This is a genomic window from Streptomyces sp. NPDC088794, assembly GCF_044750545.1.
Taxonomy (GTDB): Bacteria; Actinomycetota; Actinomycetes; order Streptomycetales; family Streptomycetaceae; genus Streptomyces.
The window spans coordinates 225,014-250,559 of the sequence record NZ_JBIVKB010000007.1 but is presented as its reverse complement, the minus strand read 5'-3'; the positions used below and the strand labels follow the sequence as shown (position 1 = coordinate 250,559).

Annotated in this window: 28 protein-coding genes; 15 read left to right on the top strand and 13 right to left on the bottom strand. The window is 69.4% G+C overall.

Annotation, left to right across the window (positions count from 1 at the left end):
* The first annotated feature begins 37 nt into the window (after window positions 1-37).
* Window positions 38-1,546: a glycosyltransferase family 87 protein gene (locus ACIP6U_RS21810; protein WP_401720173.1), complete on the top strand. Its 1,509-nt coding sequence runs from the start codon at window positions 38-40 to the stop codon at window positions 1,544-1,546.
* A gap of 110 nt (window positions 1,547-1,656) precedes the next feature.
* On the opposite strand, the gene ACIP6U_RS21805 is transcribed toward ACIP6U_RS21810, so the two are convergent.
* The 3 genes from ACIP6U_RS21805 to ACIP6U_RS21795 form a co-directional block, all read right to left on the bottom strand.
* Window positions 1,657-2,688: an alanine racemase gene (locus ACIP6U_RS21805; RefSeq protein ID WP_401720171.1), complete on the bottom strand. Its 1,032-nt coding sequence runs from the start codon at window positions 2,686-2,688 to the stop codon at window positions 1,657-1,659.
* A gap of 65 nt (window positions 2,689-2,753) precedes the next feature.
* Window positions 2,754-3,875: a peptidoglycan bridge formation glycyltransferase FemX gene (gene femX, locus ACIP6U_RS21800; RefSeq protein ID WP_401720168.1), complete on the bottom strand. Its 1,122-nt coding sequence runs from the start codon at window positions 3,873-3,875 to the stop codon at window positions 2,754-2,756.
* A 179-nt stretch (window positions 3,876-4,054) separates the two neighbouring features.
* A complete protein-coding gene (locus tag ACIP6U_RS21795; RefSeq protein WP_123998988.1) occupies window positions 4,055-4,372 on the bottom strand; it encodes a hypothetical protein in 318 nt (105 codons plus the stop codon).
* A 263-nt stretch (window positions 4,373-4,635) separates the two neighbouring features.
* Here ACIP6U_RS21795 and rpsF point away from each other — a divergent pair, with 263 nt between their 5' ends.
* The 4 genes from rpsF to rplI all read left to right on the top strand — a co-directional run bounded on the left by rpsF (window position 4,636) and on the right by rplI (window position 6,375).
* Window positions 4,636-4,926, top strand: a complete 291-nt coding sequence (gene rpsF, locus ACIP6U_RS21790; RefSeq protein WP_005482942.1) for a 30S ribosomal protein S6 — start codon at window positions 4,636-4,638, stop codon at window positions 4,924-4,926.
* Between the two features lie 77 nt (window positions 4,927-5,003).
* Window positions 5,004-5,615, top strand: coding sequence for a single-stranded DNA-binding protein (locus tag ACIP6U_RS21785; protein ID WP_401720165.1), 612 nt, complete (start codon window positions 5,004-5,006; stop codon window positions 5,613-5,615).
* 58 nt (window positions 5,616-5,673) lie between these two features.
* Window positions 5,674-5,910: a 30S ribosomal protein S18 gene (gene rpsR, locus ACIP6U_RS21780; RefSeq protein ID WP_003949403.1), complete on the top strand. Its 237-nt coding sequence runs from the start codon at window positions 5,674-5,676 to the stop codon at window positions 5,908-5,910.
* A gap of 18 nt (window positions 5,911-5,928) precedes the next feature.
* Window positions 5,929-6,375, top strand: a complete 447-nt coding sequence (gene rplI / locus ACIP6U_RS21775; RefSeq protein ID WP_401720162.1) for a 50S ribosomal protein L9 — start codon at window positions 5,929-5,931, stop codon at window positions 6,373-6,375.
* Window positions 6,376-6,542: 167 nt separating this feature from the next.
* On the opposite strand, the gene ACIP6U_RS21770 is transcribed toward rplI, so the two are convergent.
* Window positions 6,543-7,880, bottom strand: coding sequence for an MATE family efflux transporter (locus ACIP6U_RS21770; protein ID WP_401720160.1), 1,338 nt, complete (start codon window positions 7,878-7,880; stop codon window positions 6,543-6,545).
* Between the two features lie 461 nt (window positions 7,881-8,341).
* On the opposite strand from ACIP6U_RS21770, the gene dnaB reads away from it, so the two are divergent.
* Window positions 8,342-9,817, top strand: a complete 1,476-nt coding sequence (gene dnaB, locus ACIP6U_RS21765; RefSeq protein ID WP_123998992.1) for a replicative DNA helicase — start codon at window positions 8,342-8,344, stop codon at window positions 9,815-9,817.
* A 37-nt stretch (window positions 9,818-9,854) separates the two neighbouring features.
* Here dnaB and ACIP6U_RS21760 read toward each other — a convergent pair whose 3' ends face one another.
* Window positions 9,855-10,421, bottom strand: coding sequence for a dihydrofolate reductase family protein (locus tag ACIP6U_RS21760; RefSeq protein WP_401720156.1), 567 nt, complete (start codon window positions 10,419-10,421; stop codon window positions 9,855-9,857).
* 161 nt (window positions 10,422-10,582) lie between these two features.
* Complete coding sequence (locus tag ACIP6U_RS21755) at window positions 10,583-11,344, bottom strand: DeoR/GlpR family DNA-binding transcription regulator (RefSeq protein ID WP_401720153.1); 762 nt, start codon at window positions 11,342-11,344, stop codon at window positions 10,583-10,585.
* An 89-nt stretch (window positions 11,345-11,433) separates the two neighbouring features.
* On the opposite strand from ACIP6U_RS21755, the gene ACIP6U_RS21750 reads away from it, so the two are divergent.
* The 3 genes from ACIP6U_RS21750 (at window position 11,434) to ACIP6U_RS21740 (ending at window position 14,784) form a co-directional block, all read left to right on the top strand.
* Window positions 11,434-12,639 (top strand): MFS transporter, encoded by a 1,206-nt coding sequence (locus tag ACIP6U_RS21750; RefSeq protein WP_401720151.1) that lies wholly within the window; start codon window positions 11,434-11,436, stop codon window positions 12,637-12,639.
* Between the two features lie 82 nt (window positions 12,640-12,721).
* Window positions 12,722-13,402: an HAD family hydrolase gene (locus ACIP6U_RS21745; RefSeq protein WP_401720148.1), complete on the top strand. Its 681-nt coding sequence runs from the start codon at window positions 12,722-12,724 to the stop codon at window positions 13,400-13,402.
* Complete coding sequence (locus ACIP6U_RS21740; RefSeq protein WP_401720145.1) at window positions 13,399-14,784, top strand: serine hydrolase domain-containing protein; 1,386 nt, start codon at window positions 13,399-13,401, stop codon at window positions 14,782-14,784. The genes ACIP6U_RS21745 and ACIP6U_RS21740 overlap by 4 nt, the downstream gene beginning before the upstream one ends.
* 57 nt (window positions 14,785-14,841) lie before the next feature.
* On the opposite strand, the gene ACIP6U_RS21735 is transcribed toward ACIP6U_RS21740, so the two are convergent.
* Together ACIP6U_RS21735 and ACIP6U_RS21730 are read right to left on the bottom strand one after the other, a co-directional pair.
* Window positions 14,842-15,294 (bottom strand): GNAT family N-acetyltransferase, encoded by a 453-nt coding sequence (locus ACIP6U_RS21735; protein WP_401720142.1) that lies wholly within the window; start codon window positions 15,292-15,294, stop codon window positions 14,842-14,844.
* A gap of 35 nt (window positions 15,295-15,329) precedes the next feature.
* On the bottom strand, window positions 15,330-16,196 hold the full coding sequence (locus tag ACIP6U_RS21730) for a GNAT family N-acetyltransferase (RefSeq protein WP_401720141.1): 867 nt from the start codon (window positions 16,194-16,196) through the stop codon (window positions 15,330-15,332).
* Window positions 16,197-16,376: 180 nt separating this feature from the next.
* Here ACIP6U_RS21730 and ACIP6U_RS21725 point away from each other — a divergent pair, with 180 nt between their 5' ends.
* Window positions 16,377-17,009 (top strand): HAD family hydrolase, encoded by a 633-nt coding sequence (locus ACIP6U_RS21725; RefSeq protein WP_401720139.1) that lies wholly within the window; start codon window positions 16,377-16,379, stop codon window positions 17,007-17,009.
* Between the two features lie 297 nt (window positions 17,010-17,306).
* The gene (locus tag ACIP6U_RS21720) at window positions 17,307-18,740 is read left to right on the top strand and encodes a globin domain-containing protein (protein ID WP_401720136.1); all 1,434 of its coding nucleotides are present in this window, start codon (window positions 17,307-17,309) and stop codon (window positions 18,738-18,740) included.
* A gap of 49 nt (window positions 18,741-18,789) precedes the next feature.
* Here the strand turns inward: ACIP6U_RS21720 and ACIP6U_RS21715 are convergent, their stop codons facing one another.
* From ACIP6U_RS21715 to ACIP6U_RS21695, 5 genes are all read right to left on the bottom strand, one after another.
* Entirely contained in the window at window positions 18,790-19,272 is a 483-nt protein-coding gene (locus ACIP6U_RS21715; protein WP_401720135.1) for an NUDIX domain-containing protein, read from the bottom strand.
* A gap of 88 nt (window positions 19,273-19,360) precedes the next feature.
* Window positions 19,361-20,263, bottom strand: a complete 903-nt coding sequence (locus tag ACIP6U_RS21710; protein WP_401720132.1) for a LysR family transcriptional regulator — start codon at window positions 20,261-20,263, stop codon at window positions 19,361-19,363.
* A gap of 228 nt (window positions 20,264-20,491) precedes the next feature.
* Complete coding sequence (locus ACIP6U_RS21705) at window positions 20,492-21,646, bottom strand: cystathionine gamma-lyase (RefSeq protein ID WP_401720129.1); 1,155 nt, start codon at window positions 21,644-21,646, stop codon at window positions 20,492-20,494.
* The gene (locus ACIP6U_RS21700; protein WP_401720126.1) at window positions 21,643-22,134 is read right to left on the bottom strand and encodes a low molecular weight protein-tyrosine-phosphatase; all 492 of its coding nucleotides are present in this window, start codon (window positions 22,132-22,134) and stop codon (window positions 21,643-21,645) included. The genes ACIP6U_RS21705 and ACIP6U_RS21700 overlap by 4 nt, the downstream gene beginning before the upstream one ends.
* A 7-nt stretch (window positions 22,135-22,141) precedes the next feature.
* Window positions 22,142-22,519, bottom strand: a complete 378-nt coding sequence (locus ACIP6U_RS21695) for a phage holin family protein (protein ID WP_401720123.1) — start codon at window positions 22,517-22,519, stop codon at window positions 22,142-22,144.
* Between the two features lie 59 nt (window positions 22,520-22,578).
* Between ACIP6U_RS21695 and ACIP6U_RS21690 the strand changes: the two genes are divergently transcribed.
* The 4 genes from ACIP6U_RS21690 (at window position 22,579) to ACIP6U_RS21675 (ending at window position 25,339) form a co-directional block, all read left to right on the top strand.
* Window positions 22,579-22,896 (top strand): cupin domain-containing protein, encoded by a 318-nt coding sequence (locus tag ACIP6U_RS21690; RefSeq protein WP_401720121.1) that lies wholly within the window; start codon window positions 22,579-22,581, stop codon window positions 22,894-22,896.
* Between the two features lie 192 nt (window positions 22,897-23,088).
* Complete coding sequence (locus ACIP6U_RS21685; protein WP_123999010.1) at window positions 23,089-23,301, top strand: DUF5326 family protein; 213 nt, start codon at window positions 23,089-23,091, stop codon at window positions 23,299-23,301.
* 755 nt (window positions 23,302-24,056) lie between these two features.
* Window positions 24,057-24,791: an IclR family transcriptional regulator gene (locus ACIP6U_RS21680; protein WP_401720598.1), complete on the top strand. Its 735-nt coding sequence runs from the start codon at window positions 24,057-24,059 to the stop codon at window positions 24,789-24,791.
* Window positions 24,792-24,901: 110 nt separating this feature from the next.
* Window positions 24,902-25,339, top strand: coding sequence for an SsgA family sporulation/cell division regulator (locus ACIP6U_RS21675; RefSeq protein WP_401720118.1), 438 nt, complete (start codon window positions 24,902-24,904; stop codon window positions 25,337-25,339).
* Window positions 25,340-25,546 lie beyond the last annotated feature (207 nt).

Here is a 25,546-nt window from a genome sequence, read left to right as displayed (position 1 = left end):
CGGCGTATTGCCAGGCTCGTACGGCAGGATGTGCGGCATGCCCAGCGCAGAATCGACGCAAGCGAGCGAGCACGAGTCAGACATGGTGCGGCCCACCAAGGAGGACGAGGTCGCCCGGTCCGGCAGTGAGCTGATCGGCGGTCCCCTCGGGCGACGTGCCCTGCTCGGGACGTCCTGGTGGACTCCCGTCCGGGTCGTCGCTCTCGTCGCGATCGGCATGTTCGCCCTCGGCCTGATCCAGAAGGCCCCCTGCTACAACGGCGCCTGGTTCTTCGGCGCCAGCTCCCAGTACACGAAGGCGTGCTACTCGGACATCCCGCACCTGTACCAGGGGCGTGGTTTCGCCGACGGACTCGTGCCGTACTTCGACAAGCTCTCCGGCGACATGCCGTACCTCGAATACCCGGTGCTGACCGGCGTGTTCATGGAGGTGGCCTCCTGGCTCACGCCGGGCAGCGGCACCATCCAGGACCAGGAACAGTGGTACTGGATGGTCAACGCCGGGATGCTGATGGTGTGCGCGGCCGTCATCGCCGTCTGCGTGGCCCGTACGCACCGGCGGCGGCCCTGGGACGGTCTGTTGGTCGCCCTGGCGCCCGCCTTCGCGCTGACCGCCACCATCAACTGGGACCTCCTGGCGGTCGCTCTGACGGCCGCGGCGATGCTGATGTGGTCCCGAGGTCGCTCGCTCGCTTTCGGCGTCCTCCTGGGGCTCGCCACGGCCGCCAAGCTGTACCCCGTGTTCCTTCTGGGCCCGCTGTTCCTGCTGTGCTGGCGCGCCGGCAAGTGGCGGGACTTCGGCAAGGCGTTCGGCGGAGCGGCCGTCGCCTGGCTGGTCGTGAACCTGCCGGTGATGTACTTCGCCTGGGACGGCTGGGCGCAGTTCTACCGGTTCAGCCAGGAACGAGGCGTGGACTTCGGGTCGTTCTGGCTGATCATGGCCCAGAACTCGTCCGACCCGCTGGACACCGACACCGTCAACACCCTTGCCACGCTGCTGGTGTTGCTGTCCTGCGTGGGCATCGCGGCCCTCACCCTGACCGCCCCGCGCCGACCGCGTTTCGCGCAGCTGGCGTTCCTGATCGTCGCGGCGTTCATCCTCACCAACAAGGTCTACTCACCGCAGTACGTGCTGTGGCTGGTGCCGCTGGCGGTCCTGGCGCGCCCCAAGTGGCGGGACTTCCTGATCTGGCAGGCCTGCGAGGTCGCGTACTTCCTGGGCATCTGGCTGTACCTCGCCTACACGACCAGCGGAGATGCGCACAAGGGCCTGCCGCAGGACGGCTATCACTGGGCCATCGCCGTGCACCTGCTGGGGACGCTGTACTTCTGCGGCATGGTGGTGCGCGACATCCTCATGCCCGACCGGGACCCCGTGCGCAGGTCCGGGGACGACGACCCCTCGGGGGGCGTGCTCGACGGCGCGGAGGACGTCTTCGTCCTCGGACCGGCGGCGAATCCGCCGCGGCACGCCGCCTACTACGAGGGCCCGCAGGTGGAGTGGGGCAGCGGCGGAACGGAGTCTTCCATGGACCGTTCGCTCTGAGCGAACAGGCCATCCGGACGAGCAAGCAGAAGGCCGGGTACGGAGGTTTCCGTACCCGGCCTTTCGCGTGTCGAGAGGGGCTGAGCCCAGCGTGTGGCAGAGAGCCTGGCTCAGCGGTCGACGATCCGGTCGAACTGCGTGGTGGTGTGCCGCAGATGGGCCACGAGCTCGTCACCGACCGTCGGCTCGGCCGCCTCTGACGGCACGAACAGGATCGAGACCTGCATGTGCGGAGGCTCGGCGAACCAGCGCTGCTTGGCGTCCCAGACGAATGGAGAAAGGTTCCGGTTGACCGTGGCCAGGCCGGCCCGGGCGACGCCCTTGGCGCGCGGCATGACGCCGTGCAGGGCCTTCGGGGCCTCCAGGCCCACCCCGTGCGACGTACCGCCCGCCACGACCACCAGGAAGCCGTCGGAGGCCGCCTTCTGCTGCCGGTAGCCGAACCGGTCGCCCTTGGTGACGTGAGTGACGTCCAGGACCGCCCCGCGGTACTCGGTGGCCTCGTGGTCCCCGAGCCACAGCCGCGTGCCGATACGGGCGCGGAAGCGGGTCTGCGGGAACTGCTGCTGCAACCGGGCGAGATCCTCGGCCTTGAGGTGGCTGACGAACATCGTGTGCAGCGGCAGCCGGGCCGCGCGCAGCCGGTCCATCCAGCCGATGACCTCCTCGACGGCGTCCGAGCCGTCGGTGCGGTCCAGCGGCAGGTGGATGGCGAAGCCTTCCAGGCGGACGTTCTCTATGGCCTGGTGCAGCATCGGCAGGTCCTGCTCGCTGATGCCGTGCCGCTTCATCGAGGACATCACCTCGATGACCACGCGGGCCCCCACGAGGCCGTACACGCCGTCCACCGACGACACCGAGCGGATCACCCGGTCGGGCAGCGGGACGGGCTCCTCACCACGCCGGTAGGGCGTCAGCACCAGCAGGTCACCGCCGAACCAGTCCTTGATCCGCGCGGCCTCGTACGTCGTACCGACGGCGAGGACGTCCGATCCCAGACGCGTGGCCTCCTCCGCCAGCCGCTCGTGCCCGAAGCCGTAGCCGTTGCCCTTGCAGACCGGGACGAGCCCCGGGAACTGCTCCTGCACGTGCTTGTGATGCGCCCGCCAGCGCGCGGTGTCGACGTAGAGCGTGAGCGCCATGGCCGGACCTGGAACCTTTCTCGTGGCTGCGGTGTATCAGAGGTATGGAATCACTGAACGTGACGTCAGCGGCGCGACATGTAGATGTCGAGGGCCTTGTGGAGCAGTTTGTTCAGCGGGAAGTCCCACTCGCCCAGGTATTCGGCGGCCTGTCCGCCCGTGCCCACCTTGAACTGGATCAGACCGAAGAGGTGGTCGGTCTCGTCCAGCGAGTCGGAAATGCCCCGCAGGTCGTAGACGGTGGCACCGAGCGCGTACGCGTCGCGCAGCATCCGCCACTGCATCGCGTTCGAGGGCCGGACCTCACGGCCGATGTTGTCGGAGGCGCCGTAGGAGTACCAGACGTGCCCGCCGACGATCAGCATCGTCGCAGCCGACAGGTTCACGCCGTTGTGCTGGGCGAAGTACAGCCGCATGCGGTTGGGGTCCTCGGAGTTGAGGGCCGTCCACATACGCTGGAAGTAGGAGAGCGGGCGGGGCCTGAAGTGGTCGCGCAGGGCCGTGATCTCGTACAGCCGCTGCCATTCCTCGAGGTCGTGGTAGCCGCCCTGGACGACCTCGACACCGGCCTTCTCGGCTTTCTTGATGTTGCGGCGCCACAGCTGGTTGAAGTTCTTGTGGACCTCTTCCAACGACCGGTTGGCGAGGGGCACTTGGTAGACGTAGCGGGGCTGTACGTCACCGAAACCGGCGCCGCCGTCCTCGCCCTGCTGCCAGCCCATCCGACGGAGCTTGTCGGCGACCTCGAAGGCGCGCGGCTCGATGAAGTCGGCCTCGATGTCGCGCAGTCGCTTCACGTCCGGGTTCTGGATGCCGGCCTTGATGGAGGTGGCCTCCCAGCGCCGGATGATGACCGGCGGGCCCATCTTCACCGAGAAGGCGCCCTGGTGCTTGAGATGCGCGAGCATCGGCTCCAGCCACTCGGTGAGATTCGGCGCGTACCAGTTGATGACCGGGCCCTCGGGGAGATAGGCGAGGTAGCGCTTGATCTTGGGGAGCTGCCGGTAGAGGACGAGGCCCGCGCCGACCAGTTCGCCGGTGCGGTCGTCGAACCAGCCGAGGCTCTCGGAGCGCCACTCCGCCTTGACGTCAGCCCATGCAGGGACCTGCATGTGGCTCGCCGAGGGCAGAGTCTGGATGTACGCCAGATGCTGCTCGCGGCTGATCGTCCTCAGGGTCAGGCTCATTCGGGGCGCTCCTCGGGCTGGTGTGTCCCCATGGGTACAGGGGCTCCGGCTCTCGCGCCGAAGCCTACTGCGCCTTGCGAGCGCCCCGACTGGGCGTACGGAACCTGCGCCCCGGCCTGTGGCCCGTCGAGGCGTTCCGTGGTGCTTTGTGCGGTGTTGGGGAGGGGACTCCCTTGGCGTCAGCCGCCGATGACCCCGCCGAAGAGGCCGCCGTGCGCCATGCCGAGGAAGAAGCCGACCCCCGCGGCGCCGAGACCCAGGATGAGTCCGAAGCGTTCGCGTGTCGTCTCCGAGATCCACTGGCCGTACGCGCCGGTGGCGAGGCCGATCAGGCCGGCCCAGGAGCTGAGCAGATGCAGGTTGTGGAACATCGACGAGACGAAAGCCGTGATGCCGAGCACCAGGGTCACCGCGAGCAAGGTGTCCTGGAGCGGGTGGGGCTTGCCGTCCGTGGCGAAAAGGCCGCCGACGGTATTGGGTCGCAATGCCTGTGCCATAGGGCACCTCCTGCGGAAGACGGCGCACGGTAGCGCCATACACACCCGATGTGTACAGACTGACGGTCCCCCGGGCCGGATTTCAACCGGAAGCCGGTGTGCGGGTAGTCTGTACCGTCTGCACGGTGTCTGCCCTTGTCGCGGCGGTGTCTCCGACAAGGAGCCCCCGATTGTCAGTGGTGGCCGATACCGTTGCTTACGCATCACAACCCTCCTGCCACGGAACGACCGTGGCCGCTGAGTCCGAAGGAGGTGGGTTCCACATGCGTCACTACGAGGTGATGGTCATCCTCGACCCCGATCTGGAGGAGCGCGCTGTCGCCCCCCTGATCGAGAACTTCCTCTCCGTCGTCCGTGAGGGCAACGGGAAGGTCGAGAAGGTCGACACCTGGGGCCGTCGTCGTCTCTCGTACGAGATCAAGAAGAAGCCCGAGGGCATCTACTCGGTCATCGACCTGCAGGCCGAGCCTGCGGTCGTCAAGGAGCTCGACCGCCAGATGAACCTGAACGAGTCGGTCCTCCGGACCAAGGTCCTCCGCCCCGAGACCCACTGAGCATCTAGCTCAGCTGATCTCGGGATTCGAGTAGCAGCACCAAGCAGCCAGCAGCAAACCCGCCGAGAGGTTCCCCCATGGCAGGCGAGACCGTCATCACGGTCGTCGGCAATCTTGTCGATGACCCCGAGCTGCGTTTCACCCCGTCCGGTGCGGCGGTCGCGAAGTTCCGTGTCGCGTCCACTCCCCGCACCTTCGACCGTCAGACGAACGAGTGGAAGGACGGCGAGAGCCTGTTCCTGACCTGCTCGGTCTGGCGTCAGGCGGCGGAGAACGTCGCGGAGTCGCTCCAGCGAGGCATGCGCGTCATCGTGCAGGGCCGGCTGAAGCAGCGGTCCTACGAGGACCGTGAGGGCGTCAAGCGCACGGTCTACGAGCTGGACGTCGAGGAAGTCGGCGCCAGCCTGCGCAGTGCCACGGCCAAGGTCACCAAGACCGCCGGTGGCGGTCGCAGTGGCCAGGGCGGCGGTTTCGGCGGTGGCGGTGGCCAGGGTGGCGGCGGCTGGGGTGGAAACTCCGGCGGCGGTCAGCCGGCCGGCGGCGCTCCCGCCGACGACCCGTGGGCAACCGGCGCTCCCGCCGGTGGCAACCAGGGCGGCGGCGCGAGCGGTGGCGGTGGCGGCGGCTGGGGTGGAAACTCCGGCGGCAGCGGCGGTGGCGGCGGCTACTCGGACGAGCCCCCCTTCTAGGCCCTTGGGCCGAGGGGCGGGTCGTACCCAAACTTCTTGATCACACAGGAGAAACACCATGGCGAAGCCGCCTGTGCGCAAGCCTAAGAAAAAGGTCTGCGCTTTCTGCAAGGACAAGGTCACGTACGTGGACTACAAGGACACGAACATGCTGCGGAAGTTCATTTCCGACCGCGGCAAGATTCGCGCCCGCCGCGTGACCGGCAACTGCACGCAGCACCAGCGTGACGTCGCCACGGCTGTCAAGAACAGCCGTGAGATGGCGCTGCTGCCCTACACCTCCACCGCGCGCTAAGGGAAGGGTGACCGACAAATGAAGATCATCCTCACCCACGAGGTCTCCGGCCTCGGTGCCGCGGGCGACGTCGTCGACGTCAAGGACGGTTACGCTCGCAACTACCTGATCCCGCGGAAGTTCGCTATCCGCTGGACCAAGGGTGGCGAGAAGGACGTCGAGCAGATCCGTCGTGCTCGCAAGATCCACGAGATCCAGACCATCGAGCAGGCCAACAGCATCAAGGCCCAGCTCGAGGGTGTGAAGGTCCGTCTGGCCGTCCGCTCCGGCGACGCCGGCCGTCTCTTCGGTTCCGTCACCCCGGCCGACGTCGCTTCGGCGATCGAGGCTGCCGGTGGTCCGAAGGTCGACAAGCGTCGTGTCGAGCTGGGTACGCCCATCAAGACGCTGGGCGCCCACGAGACGACCGTTCGTCTGCACCCCGAGGTTGCCGCCAAGGTCAACATCGAGGTCATCGCAGCCTGACCGCTGCGCTCGGCTTGAGCCGTTGAGAGAAGGGGCCGCACCTGCCTGGTGCGGCCCCTTCTGCATGCCCGGCCCTTCATGCCTAACGGCGGTGGGGCGGCGACCGGGCGGGCGCGGTGTTTCACGTGAAACCGTCCGCCTCGAACCCGCCGTTTCACGTGAAACACTCAGCGCGTCGCGCCCGTGACGAGCCAGCGGCCGGAGCGGGTGCGCAGCCACAGAGTCAGCATCCTTACGGTCATCATCAGCGTCATGGCCGCCCAGAGAGCGGTGAGTCCTCCGCCGAGCGCCGGAACGAACAGAGCGACCGGCGTGAAGACCGCCAGGGTGATCAGCATCGCCCACGCCAAGTAAGGTCCGTCGCCCGCGCCCATCAGGACTCCGTCCAGGACGAAGACGATGCCGCTGATCGGCTGTGCGGCAGCCACGATCAGCAGGGCGGGCAGTGCGGTGTCCTTGACCGAGGGGTCGCCGGTGAACAGGGACAGGAACACCGGTCGGGTGACCAGCACCAGCAAGCCGAGGACGACGCCGGTGGCGATGCCCCACTGCACCATGCGGCGGCAGGCGGCGCGGGCGCCCTGGGTGTCTCCGGCGCCGAGATAGCGCCCGATGATGGCCTGTCCGGCGATGGCGATGGCGTCGAGAGCGAAGGCCAGCAGGCTCCACAGCGACAGGATGATCTGGTGGGCCGCGATGTCGGCGTCACCGAGCCGGGCGGCGATCGCGGTGGCGATCATCAGAATCGCCCGCAAGGACAGTGTGCGCACGAGCAGAGGTGCGCCGGCCTGGGCCGAAGCTCTGATGCCGGCGGCATCGGGACGCAGCGAGGCGCCGTGCCGACGGGCACCGCGGACGACCACGACCAAATAGACGGCGGCCATGCCCCACTGGGCGATGACCGTGCCCCAGGCAGAGCCCGCGATGCCGAGGTCGGCGCCGTAGACGAGGCCGGCGTTGAGGGCGCCGTTGGCGACGAAGCCCGCGACGGCGACGTAGAGCGGTGTCTTGGTGTCCTGGAGGCCGCGCAGGACACCGGTCGCGGCGAGGACGACGAGCATGGCGGGGATGCCCAGGGCAGAGATGCGGAGGTAGGTGGTCGCGTAGGGGGCGGCGGTGTCCGAGGCACCGAAGAGCTCGACCAGGGCCGGTGCGGTGGGAAGGGTGACGGCGATGACGGCGGCACCGAGCAGGAGTGCCAACCAGATGCCGTCGATGCCCTGCCGGATGGCGGCCTGGAGGTCACCGGCGCCGACGCGACGGGCGACGGCCGCCGTGGTGGCGTAGGCAAGGAAGACGAAGACGCTGACCGCTGTCATGAGGAGGGCCGAGGCGACGCCGAGTCCGGCGAGTTGGGCCGTGCCGAGATGGCCCACGATCGCGCTGTCGGCCATGACGAAGAGGGGCTCGGCGACGAGTGCGCCGAAGGCCGGGACGGCCAGTGCGACGATCTCTCGATCGTGCTGTCGCCGGTCGGCCTCGGGGGTCGCGGGAGCCTGTGTCATGAGCACTAATGTAATCGTCCACAGGTAAGAGATGCAATGCAGATGAGACCCTTACTCCGCTTCGCGGCCCGTGCTCTTTCGCGCACCGTTCGAAGTGATCTTGGTCCAACTGGAAAAGTTTTTCTTCTGCACAGCCGGTGGACGGGAAAGCCGCAGGTCAGGATGGGCGTCGCGACGAAGATCGGAGCTTGTTCACAGGGCTGTCCACCGGGTCGTGCACAGGTTTTGCGGAGTTCTCCACAGCATCCGGGCCGTCGTCCACATGGCCTGTGGATAACCAGATTGGCTGACGGTGCCCACAGGCCTACGGTGGTGCGGCGCCCGCTCCGTTCGTCGGCTGGGAAACCATCACAAAACCGACGCGCCATAACCGGAGTTGGGCGTCTTGTTTGTCAGTGCCGTGCCGTAGAAAAGAGAGGCACGGCTAGGTCCGCTCTCGGCGGACGGGAGGAGGTGTCTCGGTGAGCATTTCCGAGCCCTTGGACGATCCGTGGGCCGACAGTGGTCCGAGTGATCGTCTGCCTGCCCGCCGGCGCGGCGAAGGCGGCCGCGGGCGCGACGAGCAGCACGACCGCGGCCGGGAGAACGGCCAGTGGGAGAGCGGCGGGACGTCGTTCGAGCGCGTACCGCCGCAGGATCTCGACGCCGAGCAGTCGGTTCTCGGCGGCATGCTGCTGTCCAAGGACGCCATCGCCGATGTCGTGGAGGTGCTCAAGGGCCACGACTTCTACAAGCCCGCGCACGAGACGGTCTTCCAGGCGATCCTCGACGTCTACGCGAAGGGTGAACCGGCCGACCCGATCACGATCGCCGCCGAGCTCACCAAACGCGGCGAGATCAACAAGGTCGGTGGCGCATCGTATCTGCACACCCTCGTCCAGACGGTGCCGACGGCGGCCAACGCGGAGTACTACGCGGAGATCGTCCACGAGCGGGCGGTGCTGCGCAGGTTGGTCGAGGCCGGAACCCGCATCACCCAGATGGGGTACGCGGCGGACGACGACGTCGACGAGATCGTCAACCGCGCGCAGGCCGAGATCTACGCGGTCACCGAGCAGCGCACCAGCGAGGACTACCTGCCGCTCGGCGACATCATGGAGGGCGCGCTCGACGAGATCGAGGCGATCGGCTCGCGCAGCGGCGAGATGACCGGCGTACCGACCGGGTTCACCGACCTCGACTCGCTCACCAACGGTCTGCACCCGGGCCAGATGATCGTCATCGCGGCCCGACCCGCCATGGGCAAGTCCACGCTCGCGCTGGACTTCGCGCGCGCGGCGTCGATCAAGCACAACCTGCCGAGCGTCATCTTCTCCCTGGAAATGGGCCGCAACGAGATCGCGATGCGTCTGCTGTCCGCCGAGGCGCGGGTGGCCCTGCACCACATGCGTTCCGGCACCATGACCGACGAGGACTGGACCAGGCTGGCGCGCCGGATGCCCGAGGTGTCGTCCGCGCCGCTCTACATCGACGACTCCCCGAACCTGTCGATGATGGAGATCCGCGCTAAGTGCCGCCGGCTCAAGCAGCGCAGCGACATCAAGCTGGTGATCATCGACTATCTGCAGCTGATGCAGGCGGGTGGCTCCAAGCGCTCCGAGAGCCGTCAGCAGGAGGTCTCGGACATGTCCCGAAACCTCAAGCTCCTGGCCAAGGAGCTGGAGGTCCCGGTGATCGCGCTCTCGCAGCTGAACCGTGGTCCCGAGCAGCGCACGGACAAGAAGCCGATGGTGTCCGACCTGCGTGAGTCCGGTTCCATCGAGCAGGACGCCGACATGGTGATCCTGCTCCATCGCGAGGACGCCTACGAGAAGGAGTCACCGCGCGCGGGCGAGGCGGACATCATCGTCGGCAAGCACCGTAACGGCCCCACGGCGACGATCACCGTCGCCTTCCAGGGCCACTACTCGCGGTTCGTGGACATGGCGCAGACCTGATCCGTTCGCCCTGAGACCAGCGCGGTGGTGGTGCTGCTCAGCGCCTCGTCTCGTACCTGGTCACGATCACGCCGCCGGGGAACATCCGCGTCTCGACGAGGTTCAGGTTCACCCAGTTGTCCAGCGCGGTGAAGAACGGCGTGCCGCCGCCCACCAGGACCGGCGCGGTGGCCAGCACGTACTCGTCGATCAGCCCGGCCCGCATGGCCGCCGCGGCGACCGTCGCGCCGCCGATGTCCATCGGGCCACCGTCCTCGGCCTTGAGCCGGGTGATCTCGGCGACCGCGTCCCCGGTGACCAGGCGGGTGTTCCAGTCGACCTTGTCGATCGTCGAGGAGAACACCACCTTCGACATGTCCCGCCAACGGCGCGCGAACTCGACCTCCGCCGGGGTGGCGCCCGGCTGCTGGTCGGCGGTGGGCCAGTGGGAGCTCATCGTCTGCCACAGCTTGCGCCCGTAGAACGACAGGTCGGTCGCCTGCAACTGGTCGGACCAGAACTGGAACAGCTCGTCGCTCGGCGGCCCGCCCCAGCCGATGTCGTCGCCGGGCGCGGCGATGTAACCGTCCAGAGTCAGGTTCATGCCGTAGATCAGTTTCCGCATGGCGCCAGCCTTCCGTGAGTCGGTGTCACGCGTACGGACCGGCGCGGCGCGGGAAACTCATCGCCGCGCGATCCGAACCCACATGCGGTCATCGTGCCCGGTGGTGGCGCTGACGGTCGGCACAACCGAAGGAGCCCGGGTCAGACGGACTGTGCCCCGGGTCAGACGGACTTGACGACGATGCCGGTGTCTTCGAGCGCCGCGACCTCGTCGGCGGGCGCCCCGGTGTCGGTGACGAGGGTGTGCAGGAGGGTGGCGGGGCCGACGTGGGCGTACGCGGTGTGGCCGAGCTTGGTGGCGTCGGTGGCCACGATGATGCGGCGCGCGCCGGCGATGGCGGCCTTCTTCACGGCCGCGTCGTCGAGGTCGTAGGCGGTCAGGCCCTCGGCCGCACTCAACCCGCAGCAGCCCATGACGGCGGTGTCGAAGCGCAGGGCCGCCAGGGACGCGAGGGTGAGCGGGCCGGTGAGGGCTCCCTCCGCGGCCCGGGGCTGCCCGCCGGGCACCATCAGGGTGGCCGGGCCCGGGCCCTCGCCGAGTACCTGGATGGCCTGCAACGACAGGGGCATCACCGTGACCGGCCGTCGGCGTAGCAGATGGGCGACCTCCAGGCAGGTGGTGCCGCTGTCGAGGAGGACGGTCTCGCCGTCGGCGATGAGCGAGGACACCTCGGCCGCGATGCGGCGCTTGGCGTCGACGGAGTCGTGGGAGCGCAGGGCGAAGGGCGGCTCCTCGCCCCTGAGCAGCAGGGTGCGCGCCCCGCCGCGGACCCGCTCCAGGACGCCGTGCGCGGCCAGCGCGTCGAGGTCACGCCGGATGGTCATCTCGGAGGCGCCGGTCAGTTCGACGAGCTCCTGGACCGTGCTCCTGCCCGACTCCCTGACGGCCTGCGCGATCATCCCGTGCCGGTCTGCGTTGCTCATACCGCGATTGAACACCCCACCAAACGAACATGCAATGTGTGCGAAGTGCCAGTATTCAACCATCATTGATGTTCGTTACGGTCGTCGGCATGAGTCATCCGCTGCGTGCCGCCCGAGTCGCGACCTTCGTCTACTTCAGTCTGTGCGGCACCCTGATGGGCACCTGGGTGGTGAACATCCCCGCCATCGAGGAGCGCGTGGACATCAGCCACGCGACGCTCGGGGCCCTGCTGGTGCTGCTGGGGCTCGGTGCCTTTATCGGGATGCAGGTGGCCGGGAGCCTGACCGACCGTCTCGGGGCGCGCACGGTCGTCCCCGCCACTGGTGTCCTGTGCAGCGCGGCTCTGGTGCTGCCCGGCCTGCCCCGTGAACCGTGGACGCTGGCAGCCGCCCTGCTGGTCTTCGGCTTCTGCAACGGCTGCCTGGACGTGAGCATGAACGCCCACGCCGTGCACGTGGAGAAGGCGTACGGCCGCCCCGTCATGTCGGCCTTCCACGCCACCTTCTCGGTCGGCGGCGTCCTCGCCGCACTCGTCGGAGCGGCCACGGCGAGCGCCGGTCTGAGCCCGGCGGCGGGCATGGCCGCCATGGGAGCCCTGGGCATCGCGGTCGCCCTGGTGTCGGCACGCGCCCTGCTGCCCGCCGTACCCGCCGCTGCCGCCGCCGACTCCGTGGGGGAGACCGAGCAGCCGCCGGCCGCCGGGCGCCGCGGCACCAGCAGGCGCATCTGGATCCTCGCCGCCCTGGCGCTCCTGGTCATGCTGTGCGAGGGAGCCGCCAACGACTGGAGCGCGCTGCACCTCAAGGACGTCCTCGGCGCACCCGCGAGCACCGCCGCCTTCGCCTACGGCACCTTCGCCGCGACCATGACCATCGGCCGACTGCTCGCCGACCGCCTCGTCGCCCGGTTCGGGTCCATGGCGATCCTGAGGTACGGCGCGGCGACGGCCGGCGTCGGCATCACGATCGTGACCGTCTCCCCGTGGATCTGGGCCGCGTTCGCGGGGTGGGCGCTGTTCGGCCTGGGTCTGTCCGGCTGTGTCCCGCAGCTGTTCAGCGCGGCCGGGCACGCCGACCCCGCCGCCGCGGGGGCCAATGTCTCCCGGGTCGCCGGGCTCGGCTACGTCGGCATGCTCGCGGGCCCGGCCGTCATCGGCTGGCTGACCCACTTCGTCGCCCTGAACCACGCCTTCGTCCTGCTGATCCTGCTGTGCGCGATCACCACCGTGGCCGCAGGAGTCCTGCGCACCGGATCCGACCGCACGAGCGAGGAGATGGCGCACAGCAGCCACTGACCGCCGGTGCGGCACGGCTCACTCGGTGCCGGACCGGCTTCTCCTCCCGCCCCGGCCACCAGAACCCGGAGGAACCCCCACCATGCCCACCGACCGCGGCATCGTCCTGTTCGACCTCTTCGGCGTCATCGCCCGCCACCAACGCCCGGGTGCCCTGGGAAAGATGGCCGCCCGCTGTCACACACCCACGGATGCCTTCACCACGGCCTACTGGGCCTGCCGCCCGCCCTACGACGCCGGTCGGCAGTCCGCGCCCGAGTACTGGACCGCCGTACTGCGCTGGCTGTCCCGCTCCGCCGACGCCGACACGATCGAGGACCTGCGCCTCATCGACATCGACAGCTGGTCGCGCGTCGACACCTCGATGGTCGCCTACGTCCAGTCCCTGCGCGGCGTCGCCGAGGTCGCCCTGCTGTCCAACATCCCCTCGGACCACGCGGACGCCTTCCTCGCCGCGCAGCCCTGGCTGCGCGAACTGGACCACATCGCCTTCTCCGGGAAGATCGGAGCGGCGAAGCCGGACCCGGCGGCCTTCCGGCACTGCGTCGTCGCCATGGGGGCCGCTCCGAACGACTTCCTCTTCGTCGACGACCGCGAGGAGAACGTACGCGCCGCCCGGGCCACGGGGATGAACGGACACGTCTTCACCGGTCGTGACGCACTGGCGGCCGTCGTCGACACCTGGCTGCCGACCCGACACCCGCGCCCCCGGGGCAAATACGCTCGACGCCCGAGCGGCTCCCGGGGTGGACTGGGGGAATGACGACACCTCAGGAAGAGCTGCTCCCCGCCACGCGACGGGCGCTGCTGCACCGGATCGCCGTGGCCCAGGCCGAAGGGCGCGCGCCGTCGCTGGTCGCGGCGGTGGTACGGGGCGGGCGGACCGTGTGGCACGGGGCGCGGACCTCGGTGGACGGGCACGGTCCTGACGAGAACGTGCAGTACCGGATCGGCTCGATCACCAAGACCTTCACCGCCGTTCTGGTGCTGCGGCTGCGGGACGAGGGCGCGCTCGACCTCGGTGACCCGGTGGAGAAGCATCTGCCGGGCACGGGCGTGGGGGAGGCCACCGTCGCCGACCTCCTCGCGCACACCAGCGGGCTGGCCGCCGAGTCGCCCGCGCCCTGGTGGGAGCGGACTCCGGGCTCGCTGCGCCCCGAACTCGCCGACGTCCTGGGCGAACAGCCCCTCCGGCACCCGGTGGGCCGCCGCTTCCACTACTCCAACCCGGGCTACACCGTGCTGGGCACGCTCGTCGAGAAGCTGCGCGGCGCTCCCTGGGAGGAGGTGCTGCGGCGGGAAGTGCTCGAACCCCTGGGCCTGGACCGCACGAGCGGTCGTCCGAAGGCGCCCCACGCGGGCGGCTGGGCCGTGCATCCCTGGGCCGACGTCATGCTGCCGGAGCCCGCCGAGGACCTCGGGCGCATGGCACCCGCCGGTCAACTCTGGTCCACCACCGGCGACTTGGCGCGGTTCGCGATCTTCCTGGCGCAGGGGGACGACCGGGTCCTGAGCGCCGAGACCGTACGGGAGATGCGTGCGCCGGCGGCGCCGGGCGAGGCCGCGGACGTCGCGGACGGCGTCTCGTACGGACTCGGGCTGCAGATCCAGCAGAGCCACGGTCGGCTGCTGGTGGGCCACTCCGGTTCGCTGCCGGGCTTTCTGGCGAACCTCAGCATCAGCGTCGAGGACGACGTCGCCGCGGTGGTGCTGGCCAACTGCACCTCCGGCCCCCCGCTGTCCACGATCGGCGCCGACCTCGTACGCATCGTCGCCGAGGCCGAGCCCCGCATCCCCGCCCCGTGGCGGCCACTGCCCGAAGTGGACGCGTCCGTAGGGGAGTTGGCGGGCCCGTGGTACTGGGGAACGCACGCGTTCGCCCTCCGGCTGACGGCCGCCGACGGGCTCTCCCTGGGGCCCCTGTCCGGCGGTGGCCGTCGGTCCCGCTTCCGGGCCAACGCCGACGGCACGTGGACCGGACTGGAGGGCTACTACGCCGGAGAGCTCCTGAAGGCCGTACGACGGCCCGACGGGACCGTGAGCCATCTGGACCTCGGGTCCTTCGTGTTCACGCGTCAGCCGTACGACGAGGGGGCTTCCGTGCCGGGTGGAGTCGACCCGGAGGGGTGGCGAGGCATCGGATAGCCGACGTGTCGGCAGGTGGGTGTCGTGTTTCACGTGAAACACGACACCCACCCGACCTCACAGCTGAAGCTTGAAGCCCACGTGTGAGGCGGTGAAGCCGAGCCTCTCGTAGAAGCGGTGGGCGTCGGTGCGGGTGCTGTCGGAGGTCAGCTGGACCAACTGGCAGTTCTGGCGCCGGGATTCGTCGACCGCCCACTCGATGAGCTGCGTGCCCAGGCCGCTGCCGCGCTCATCGGCATGGATGCGGACACCCTCGATGATCGACCTGGTGGCACCCCTGCGTGACAGACCGGGGATGACCGTGAGCTGAAGCGTGCCGACGACCCGGTCCTCACGAACGGCGACGACCAGATGCTGGTTCGGGTCGGCCGCGATGCGCTCCCAGGCGGCCAGGTACGGGGCCGGATCGTCCGGAGACTCGCGCTGGGCGCCGAGCGGGTCGTCGGCGAGCATCGCGACGATCACGGGCACGTCGTCCGCCGTGGCGGGCCGTATCTCAAGATCTCCCATACCCGCAGCCTATGCACAGGGGCGCGCGGTCCGGCTCAGCCGGCGGCCACCGTCAGCGGGGCGAAGCGCCTGGTCCAGTCCCCGGGGAGCTCCGCGATGCCGTAGGTCATGACGGCGTTGTCGGCGACGCGGGCCAGACCGCGTTCCTTGACCCACGCCAGCAGTTCCTCGTGGCGTGCGTCGATGTCGGTGCGCAGGGGGCGGTCGGTGAGGGCGGCGAGAGAAGCGATCAGCGCCTGTGCGGTCTCGGTGTCCTGGGCGATCAGCGGGCCGACGACATGGGTGTCCATGTTGGGCCAGGCCGCCGCGTAGCCGATGAGCCGGCCGTCCCGCTCGGCGACGCGCAACTGGTCCGCGAAGGCGGGGAGTCGGGTGAGGATGTGCGTCCGGTCCAGACCGAACACCTCCTCGTCGAGCCGGAGGATCGAGGTGAGGTCCTCCGCGGTGGCCGCGCGCGTGACGACCTTGGGTTCCGGTCCGCCGGGCGTGAAGTGCCCGAGCAGCATCTCCGCCCGGCCGATGACCTTGAAGCCGAGTTCCTCGTAGAGCGGCCGGCCGTACGGGGTCGCGTGCAGGGTCAGCGGAGTGGTGCCCATCGCCGAGACGAGGTGTCGCATCAGCCGGCGTCCCACGCCCTGACGGACATGCCGTTCGGCGACCAGCACCATGCCGACGGCTCCCAGACCGGGGCGGTCCTGCGGTCCGTACTCGGTGACGACACAGGCGCTGACGAGACCGCCGTCGGGGTCGTCGATCCCGTAACCCTTCCCGGATGCGAGGAGGAAGCCCCACTTGTGTTCCTCGCGCGGCCACCCCCGGTCCTCGGACAAGTCGGCGCAGGCGGTGAGATCGCGAAGCGTCAGACGGCGGATCGGAAGAGCGGCGAGAGAAGGAGTCGGCACGCAGGTCAGGCTGTCTGACGGGTGGCCTCGTCGTCCACCGCTTTCCGGTTCTTCTCAGGCGGGGACACGAGCTTTTGGCCATGTCGTGGGCAGCCGTACACAGAGCCGACAACGGCCGGTGTTTCACGTGAAACACCGTCGCCGAAGAGCCGCCGCGTCGCCGGACTAGTCTCGGTGACCATGGCGCGACTTCATCTCTTCGATCTCGACGGCACGTTGCTGTACGGCACCTCGGCGCCCGTGGAGATCTCACGGCAGTTGGGTCTGGAAGCCGAGACGGTGGCGCTGGACAAGGCGATCTCGGCGGGACTGATCGGACCGCCGGAGTACGCGGCCGGCGTGCGTGAACTCTGGGCGGATCTCACCGAGGCCCATGTGGCGGCGGCCTTCGAGCAGGCACCGTGGCTGGGCCGGATCCGGGAGGTCTGGGCGGCGATCCGGCAGGAGGGCGACTACTGCGCCGTCGTCTCGCTCTCCCCCTCCTTCTTCGTGGAACGGCTCACCGGCTGGGGTGCGCACGCGGCGCATGGATCCCTGTTCCCCGCCGTGCCGTTCACCGAGCCCGTGGATCCAGCCGGGGTGCTCAACGCCGCCGCCAAAGTGAAGATCGCCGGACGGCTGTGTGAGGAGTTCGGAGTGACGTCCGCCGACTGCGTCGCTTATGGCGACTCATTCTCGGACAAGGACCTGTTCGGTGCGGTGTCGACTTCCGTGGCGGTCAATGCGGACCTCCACCTGACCGGTCTCGCGACACACTCGTACATGGGCATGGATCTGTGGGAAGCCTATGAATTGGTGCGCCACGCCCGGTAATTGAAGGAATTGATGGTTCGACCCGCTCCATTCGTGGTGATGGAAGGCCGGACTTGTGATCGAGGCGGTGGCCGGTATGGTCGACTCCGGTTCGCCGGGAGCAGGGGCGCGGAGCGCACTGCGGCCAATGTCACACTCTCGGCTTACTTGTCCGTACGGAATGTGAACGCGGTTTGAATGTGGCTGTATCGGCCACTGGGCGAAACGGGGAAAGCAAGCCGTCTGCGGGGGAAGCAGGCATCTTCCGATCGAGGAGGTGCGCAGACCGACCGAAAGATGTTCGAGGCGAGGCACACCATGGACGCTCCGACCACCACGTCGGGCGACAACGGCACGTCCGGCGGCAGGGCCGGCTGGTTCGCGTCGCACACACCGCCGGAGACCCCCCAGGGCAGTGGGCGCGAGGCCTCCGAGGGCAATCGCCTCGCCGCGATGCGGCCGGTCGGCAGACCCACCGCGGACATCGACCCGGGCCGACAGCGGGAGCCCGCCGGGCAACCGGTCGCGCCGGCCCCCGCAGCCGACCCGTACGTCCCCGCCCAGCGCTCCACCTCCGCCGCCCCGCAGCCCGCTCCCGCCGCCCCGCAGACGGCCGTACCGACCCGTGCGGAGCAGGCCTCGCCGGACGCCGTCCTCATCCGCAGGACGATGGCGGAGGTCGCGCCGGTCGCCGACAAGGTCACCTCGTACTTCTACGCGTTGCTCTTCGTCCGCCACCCCGACCTCCGGTCGCTGTTCCCGGCGGCGATGGACACCCAGCGGGACCGACTGCTGAAGGCGCTGCTCACCGCGGCCGAGCACGTCGACAACACCCCCGTCCTCGTCGACTACCTGCAGAACCTCGGCCGCGGCCACCGCAAGTACGGCACGCGCCCCGAGCACTACCCGGCCGTCGGGGAGTGCCTCATCGGCGCGCTGAGCAAGTACGCGTCGGCCGTCTGGCACCCGGAGACGGAGGCGGCCTGGGTGCGGACGTACACGACGATCTCGCAGGTCATGATCGACGCGGCCGCCGCGGACGAACTGCGCGCCCCGGCCTGGTGGTACGCCGAGATCGTCACGCACGACCTCAGGACCCGTGATGTCGCCGTCCTCACGGTCCGCCCCAACCAGCCCTATCCCTTCCTCGCCGGCCAGTACGCGAGCGTGGAGACACCGTGGTGGCCGCGGATCTGGCGGCATTTCTCCTTCGCCTCGGCGCCTCGCCACGACGGTCTGCTCACGTTCCACGTGAAGGCCGTCCCGGCGGGCTGGGTCTCCAACGCGCTCGTGCACCGCTCCCGGCCCGGTGACATCCTCCGCCTGGGCCCGCCCGCGGGCTCGATGACCGTCGACCACACGACCGACAGCGGCCTGCTCTGCCTGGGCGGCGGCACCGGCATCGCGCCCATCAGGGCGATGGTCGAGGACGTCGCCGAACACGGCGAACGGCGTCCGGTCGAGGTGTTCTACGGCGCCCGCACCGACCACGACCTGTACGACATCGACACGATGCTCAGACTCCAGCAGACCCACCCGTGGCTCACGGTCCGCGCGATCATCGACGAGCAGGCGCATCTCCAACTGCCGGACGCCATCCGCCAGTACACGCCCTGGAGCGGCTACGACGCCTATCTCTCCGGACCGCCCGGCATGATCCGCAGCGGTGTGGACGCGCTCAGGAGCGTCGGGATCCCGCCGGAGCGCATCCGGCACGACTCGGTGGAGGAGCTCGTCGGAGCCGGCGACTGAGACGGCACGAACGGCTGCCTCGGCGTCGCCGACTGACGCGGCGCCGGGATCAGCCGAGGTCGGGCGCGTGCATCGCGCGTACGCCCTCGATGTTCCCGTCCAGGTAGTGCCGCAGCGACAGCGGCACGAGATGGACGGAGGCGATGCCGACCCGGGTGAACGGCACCCGGACGATCTCGTACTCCCCGGCCGGCTCGTCCACTTCCGGGCCATGGCGCAGGGACGTGTCCATGGACTCCAGGTGGCAGACGAAGAAGTGCTGCACCTTCACGCCGGTCGTGGCGGCGTCCTTGCCGATGTGTTCGACGGTGTCCACGAAGCAGGGCACCACATCGGTGATCTTGGCGCCGAGTTCCTCGTCCACTTCGCGATGGAGGGCTTCGACGACGGTTGTGTCCTCGGGCTCGACTCCGCCACCGGGGGTTACCCAGTAGGGATCGACGCCTGGTTTGGTGCGTTTGATCAGGATCAGGTAGTCACCATCGAGCAGAACGGCACGAGCGGTGCGCTTGACCACGGGTCGGACGGTCATGGGAGAAATGTGGCCCGGCTGGTTCCACGTGAAACATCGCAGGGCGTCACCGACCGAGCTCCCCGAGTAGTCGCGACAAAAGGCCAGGTCAGCACCAGTCGGCCGCCGACCGCAACAGCCAGTCGTGCGCCCGCGCGATATGGGGCATCGCCAACGTGCCGGTGCGGACCACCAAGAAGTACGTCCGCAGCGGTGGGACCGTGGGCTCGTGCAGGGCCAGGACTTCACCCCGCTCCAAGGCGGCGGCGCACAGATAGCGGGGCAGCACCGCGAGTCCCGCGCCCGCGACGGCACAGGCGAGGACCGCCCGCAGATCGGGCACGATGACCGTGCCCGGGGTGGCCGGGCGGGAGTCGAAGACGGCGGCCCAGTAGCGGGAGACGAAGGGCAGCGACTCGTGCACCTCGATCACGGGGACGTTCTCCAACGCGGGCGCCCCCTTTCGGCGCGGCTTGCCGGGGATCCGCTCGGCCCGGCTCGGGGCGGCGACCAGGACGTGCTCCTCGTCGCAGAGCGGAGTCGCCGTGAGCAGCGCGCCCCGTGGGCGGGCCGTACTGATGGCCAGATCGTGATGCCCGGCGGCAAGCCCTTCCAGGGTCTCCTCCGCGTTCCCGAACGAGGTGCGCAGTGCGAAGCCCTGGCTGTCCTCGCCGGTCAGCCCGGTGAGGGCGGGCAGCGCGCGCTCGGCGGTGAACTCCGGGGGACCGGCGAGGTGCAGGGTGCGCAGGGAGGAGTCCTCGTCGAGGCCGGTCTCGGTGATCTCCACGAGGGCGTCGAGGTGCGGGGCGGCCTTGTGCGCGAGTTCGTCACCGATGCTCGTCGGCGTCACCCCGCGGGCCTGCCGCAGGAACAGCGGGCGGCCCAGCTGACGCTCCAGCGTGCGGATCTGCGAGGTCACGGCCGGCTGCGACAGACCGAGCAGCGCGGCGGCCCGAGTGAAGGAGCCGGCCCGGTGCACGGTCACGAAAGTGCGCAGCAAGGCCAGATCCATGGCACGCCCTCCCCTTTCCCTGCCCCACTCCCGGCCCCGGGCAGGGCCCAACTATAAATAAGTCGATAGGTCTCTGTCGCTACTGTGATTGGACACTGACACAGAGTCAACTAGCCTTGGTCGCGCGGTTCTTCGCGCGCGGAACCGGGGGCGGTCCGAGCCACGAGGGGGGAGGCTCGGACCGTCCTTTGTCGGTAGGCGGCCGTCGACGGGAGGACCGTAAACCGGTCACCGCGCCGACTCGTCCAGCGCGCGGAGCACGTCCGCCACCAGGTCCTCGGGATCCTCGGCGCCGACCGACAGCCGGATGAAGCCCTCCGGCACCGCGTCCCCGCCCCAGCGACCGCGCCGCTCGGCCGTGGACCGCACCCCGCCGAAGCTCGTCGCGTCGTCCACGAGCCGCAGCGCGTCCAGGAAGGCGTCGGCACGCGTGCGTGTAGGCAGCGTGAAGGAGACCACGCATCCGTAGCGGTGCATCTGCCGTGCGGCCATCTTGTGCGAGGGATCGTCGGGCAGCCCGGGATAGCGCAGCCCGGTCACCTCGGGCCGCTCCCGCAGCGCCTCGGCGACCACGAGGGCCGTCGCGCACTGCCGGTCGACACGGAGCTGGAGGGTGGCGATCGAACGGTGGGCGAGCCAGGCCTCCATGGGTCCCGGAATCGCGCCGACGACCTTCCGCCACCGGCGTACGGCGGTCATCGCCTCGGCGTCGCGGCCGACCACGTACCCGAGGAGCACGTCGCCGTGCCCGGTGAGCTGCTTGGTGCCGCTGGCCACGGCGAAGTCGGCGCCGAGCTCCAGCGGGCGCTGCCCCAGCGGCGTCGCGAGGGTGTTGTCGACGGCGACCAGGGCGCCACGCGCGTGTGCCGCCTCGACGAGCCGCCGGATGTCGCACACGTCGAGCCCGGGGTTCGAGGGCGACTCGATCCACAGCAGCTTGGCGCCGTCCAGCGCGTCCAGTTGGGCGTCGCCGCCGGTCGGCGCCGTGCGCACCTCGATGCCGTACGCCTCCAACTGCTCGCGCACCAGGGGCAGTACCTGGTAGCCGTCGTTGGGCAGGACGACCGTGTCGCCGGCGCGCAGCTGGGAGAAGAGCACCGACGAGATGGCGGCCATCCCGGAGGCGAAGACGAGCGTCTCGACGTCATCCTGCCCGGGCGCCTCCAACTCGCCGATGGCGCGCTCCAGATGCGTCCAGGTCGGGTTCTCGTCCCGGCCGTACTTGTACGGTCCGGTCGCCTCGCCCGGCAGATGGAAGTGGGCGGCGAACACCGGACCGGGCAGCGTCGGCTCGTGCCTGACCGGCTCGGGCAGCCCCGCCCTTACCGCGCGCGTGCCGTCACCGGCGCCGTGTATCGGCGCTCCCGCAGCGGAATCACTCATGCCGCCTGTCCCTCCACTTGCTCGCGAACCGCGGCGAGCAGACCCTCGCTCGCCGCCTCCACCATCTCAAGGCACTCCTCGAAGCCGTCCAGGCCCCCGTAGTAGGGGTCGGGCACGTCGAGGTCGTCGCCTGCGGCGGGGTCGTAGGAGCGGAGCAGGCGCACCTTCGCCGCGTCCTCCGGGGTGGGTGCGAGGCGGCGCAGGGCCCTGAGGTGGCCGGCGTCGAGGGCGACCACCAGGTCGAGGCGGTCGAACCACGACGACAGGAACTGCCGGGCCGTGTGCTCGCCCTCGTAGCCGTGCTCCTCCAGGACCGCGACGGTGCGCGGGTCGGCGCCGTCGCCCTCGTGCCAGCCGCCGGTACCGGCGCTGTCGACCCCGACCCGGTCCGCGAGGCCGGCCTCCGCTATGCGGGCGCGGAAGACGGACTCCGCCATCGGGGACCGGCAGATGTTGCCGGTACAGACGAAACAGACGCGATACGTCATCGCGTGCTCAGTCCCCGTCGGGCAGGACGACGTTGAGCGCCCAGGAGACGATGGAGATGATCAGACCGCCCAGGACGGCTGTCCAGAAGCCTTCCACGTGGAAACTCAGGTCCAGCTTGTCGGCCAGCCACGAGGTGAGCAGCAGCATCAGCGCGTTGATGACCAGCGTGAACAGGCCCAGCGTCAGGATGAACAGCGGGAAGGTCAGCACCTGTAGAACCGGCTTGACCAGGAAGTTCACCACCCCGAAGACCAGTGCGACCAGGAGCAGGGTCCAGACCTTCTTGCCCGTGCTGTCACCGGTCAGGGTGATCTTGTCGAGCAGCCAGACGGCGACCGCCAGGGCGCCCGCGTTGGCGATCGTCTTGACTACGAAATTCTTCATGTGTCTGATCGTGGCAGACGAGATCGGAAACGAGCAGTGGGACGAGGGCGACAAGAGCGATGAAGGCATTCCGGTTGGACGAACTGGAGGCGGAGCGCGCCGCCAACGACGGCGCTTACCTGCAGTTTCTGCGCGAACGGAATATGTCGGTCGGCTTGTACGCGCTCGACGCGGGCAGCCAGGACCCGCAGCAGCCGCACCAGCAGGACGAGGTGTACTTCGTGGTCAGCGGCCGGGCCGCGATCACGGTCGGCATGGAGACGACCCAGGTGGCGCGCGGCAGCGTGGTGTACGTGCCCGCCGGGGTGGCCCACAAGTTCCACCACATCAGCGAGGATCTGCGGGTCCTGGTGGTGTTCTCTCCGCCCGAGAGCTGAGGCCGCGCCTCGGGGTTCCCTAGGGGATCGATCAGGGGAGGACAAGGGATGCCGGGCCTCCGCCGGGGCCCCTGCCGGCTCTAGCATCGAATGCAGGACGACAGGCAGGACAACAGAAGGATCCGGCGTCACAAGCCCGGGTCATCGACGGACCCGGCACCAGCGACGGGCGGAGAGGTAAGGACGACAGCTATGGGAGAGATCTTCTCGACACTGCCCTGGTGGGTGAAGTGGATCGCGGTGCCGGTCATCGCCCTGGTCGTGTTCGGCGGACTGATAGCGACCGTGGTCGGCTTCGTCATCGGACTGCTCTTCAAGGCACTGGTCTTCGTGGCACTGGTCGGCGGACTGATCTACGTCGTACGGAAGTTCACGTCGAGCTCCTCGTCGCGCAGCGACTGGTGAGGCTCGTGGGACACCGGTGATCGGTAACCCATGGGACACCGGTGACCGGTAACAGGAATCACCGGTTCCCTCGCGCGAGGGAAGTTTTCCGGCGGGCCGTCCGCGCGCGGTGACGGACGGTTAGAGTCCGGAATTCGACGCGGGGACGACCCCGCGAGCGGCGTACACCCCCACCCGTGTTCCCCCGCACGGGCTGCCCCCTCGCGCTCCGGGAGTGACCTTTGGCCACGGTAGACACCGGCACCGCAACCACAACCCCCCACGCATCCCCAGCCACACCCTCGCCGGCGGCCCCGCCCCCGGTACGCCCGATCCCGATCCGTCCACCCGAGCAGCCGGGCCCGTCGACACAGGAACGTACGCCGATGCCTCCGGCGGTTGAACAGGAGACAGCGCATCCGGCGTCCGGGCACGGAAGTCCTCCGGGGGCCGGGCCTGCGGGTCCTCCGGGACCTGGGGCCGCGGGGCCTCCGGACTCCGGGCCCGCCAGCCCTCCGGGATCCGGGCCGGCCAAGCCCCCGGGACCTGGGCCCGCCAGCCCTCCGGGATCCGGGCACGCCGAGCCTCCGGTACCTGGGCCCGCCAATCCTTCGGAACCTGGGCCCGCCAATCCTTCGGAACCTGGGCCCGCCAGTCCTCTAGGACCTGTGCACACGAGATCCCCGGAATCCGAGCGCGCAGGGTCCCCTCGATCCGGGCACGCGCCCACCGCACCGTCGGCCCCGCACCCACACCCCCAGGCCGCCGCCACCCTCATCGGATCCGTCCAGCGGGCGATGCGACTCCTCGAGTGCGTCGCGGACCACCCGCACGGAGCCCCCGCCAAGCAACTCGCCCGCGAGACCTTCCTCGCCCTCCCGACGGCGTATCACCTGCTGCGCACCCTCGTGCACGAGGGCTATCTGCGCCGGGACAAGGGGCTGTTCTTCCTCGGTGACGCGGCCGAGCGGCTGAGCAGCAGCGCGGCCCAGCAGAAACGTCGCAGCACGATCGTCGACGCGCTGGCCCACTGGCGGGACGCGATCGGCGTGCCCGTGTACTACGCCGTGTACCGGGACGGCGAGATCGAGGTCATGTGCGTCTCCGACACCCCGGGCAATCCGGCGGTCGAGGAGTGGGCCGACTTCCGCGAGACCGCGCACGCGCACGCGATCGGGCAGTGCCTGCTGTCCCAACTGGACGAGGACGCCCGCCGCGACCACCTCGGGCGCTACCCCGTGCAGTCGATCACCCCGTACACGGTGCGTGACGACCACACCCTGCTGAGGCGGCTCGAACGGACCCGGCGGATGGAACCGGTCGTCGAGCGGCAGGAGTACGCGCTGGGCACGGTCTGCGCGGCGGTCCCCATCACCGTGGGCACGACGGCGGCCACGATGGCCATTTCCCTGCCCTCGCACCAGGCCGATCGGCTGGCGGCCGCGACACGGCAACTGCAGAGCGAGGTAGGGCGGTTGCTGGGGTCACTGGCGATCTCTATCAGTATCTGAAAACTCACTCCTTGTGATCTGTCGCCTACTTTAAGCAAGATGCCAGCAGTGTCAGAGGGATCATTCCTGGCCAATCGGTGGCATATGACGGGGTAGTGACGGGGTAGGCGATGCGCGAGTCCGTACAGGCAGAGGTCATGATGAGCTTCCTCGTCTCCGAGGAGCTCTCCTTCCGTATCCCGGTGGAGCTGAGTTACGAATCCTGTGATCCCTATGCCGTGCGGCTGACCTTCCATCTGCCGGGCGACGCCCCGGTGACGTGGGCCTTCGGCCGCGAGCTGCTGATCGACGGGGTGGGCCGGCCGACCGGAGAAGGGGACGTACGGGTCTCGCCCGCCGACCCCGACTCCCTGGGCGAGCTGCTGATCCGGCTTCAGGTCGGCGGCGACCACGCGCTGTTCCGGTCGTCGACGGCGCCGGTCATCGCCTTCCTCGACCGCACCGACAAGCTGGTGCCGCTCGGCCAGGAGGGTGAGCTCGCCGACTTCGACGCCCATCTCGACGAGGCGCTGGACCGGATCCTGGCGGAGGAGCAGAGCGCGGGCTGATCGGTGTCAGGGTGTCTCGGTGTCTCGGTGTCTCGGTGTCTCGGTGTCTCGGTGTCTCGGTGTCTCGGTGTCAGGGTGTGCGGTCGTGCGGTGGGTGGGATGTGTTCGGACAGCGCGGCGCTACGGGGTTGTGCAGTAACGCTTCTTCTCTGCTCGCCCGCCCTGCCTGTCCGCCCCGCCGCCTGCTCGACCTGACAACGAGGGCGG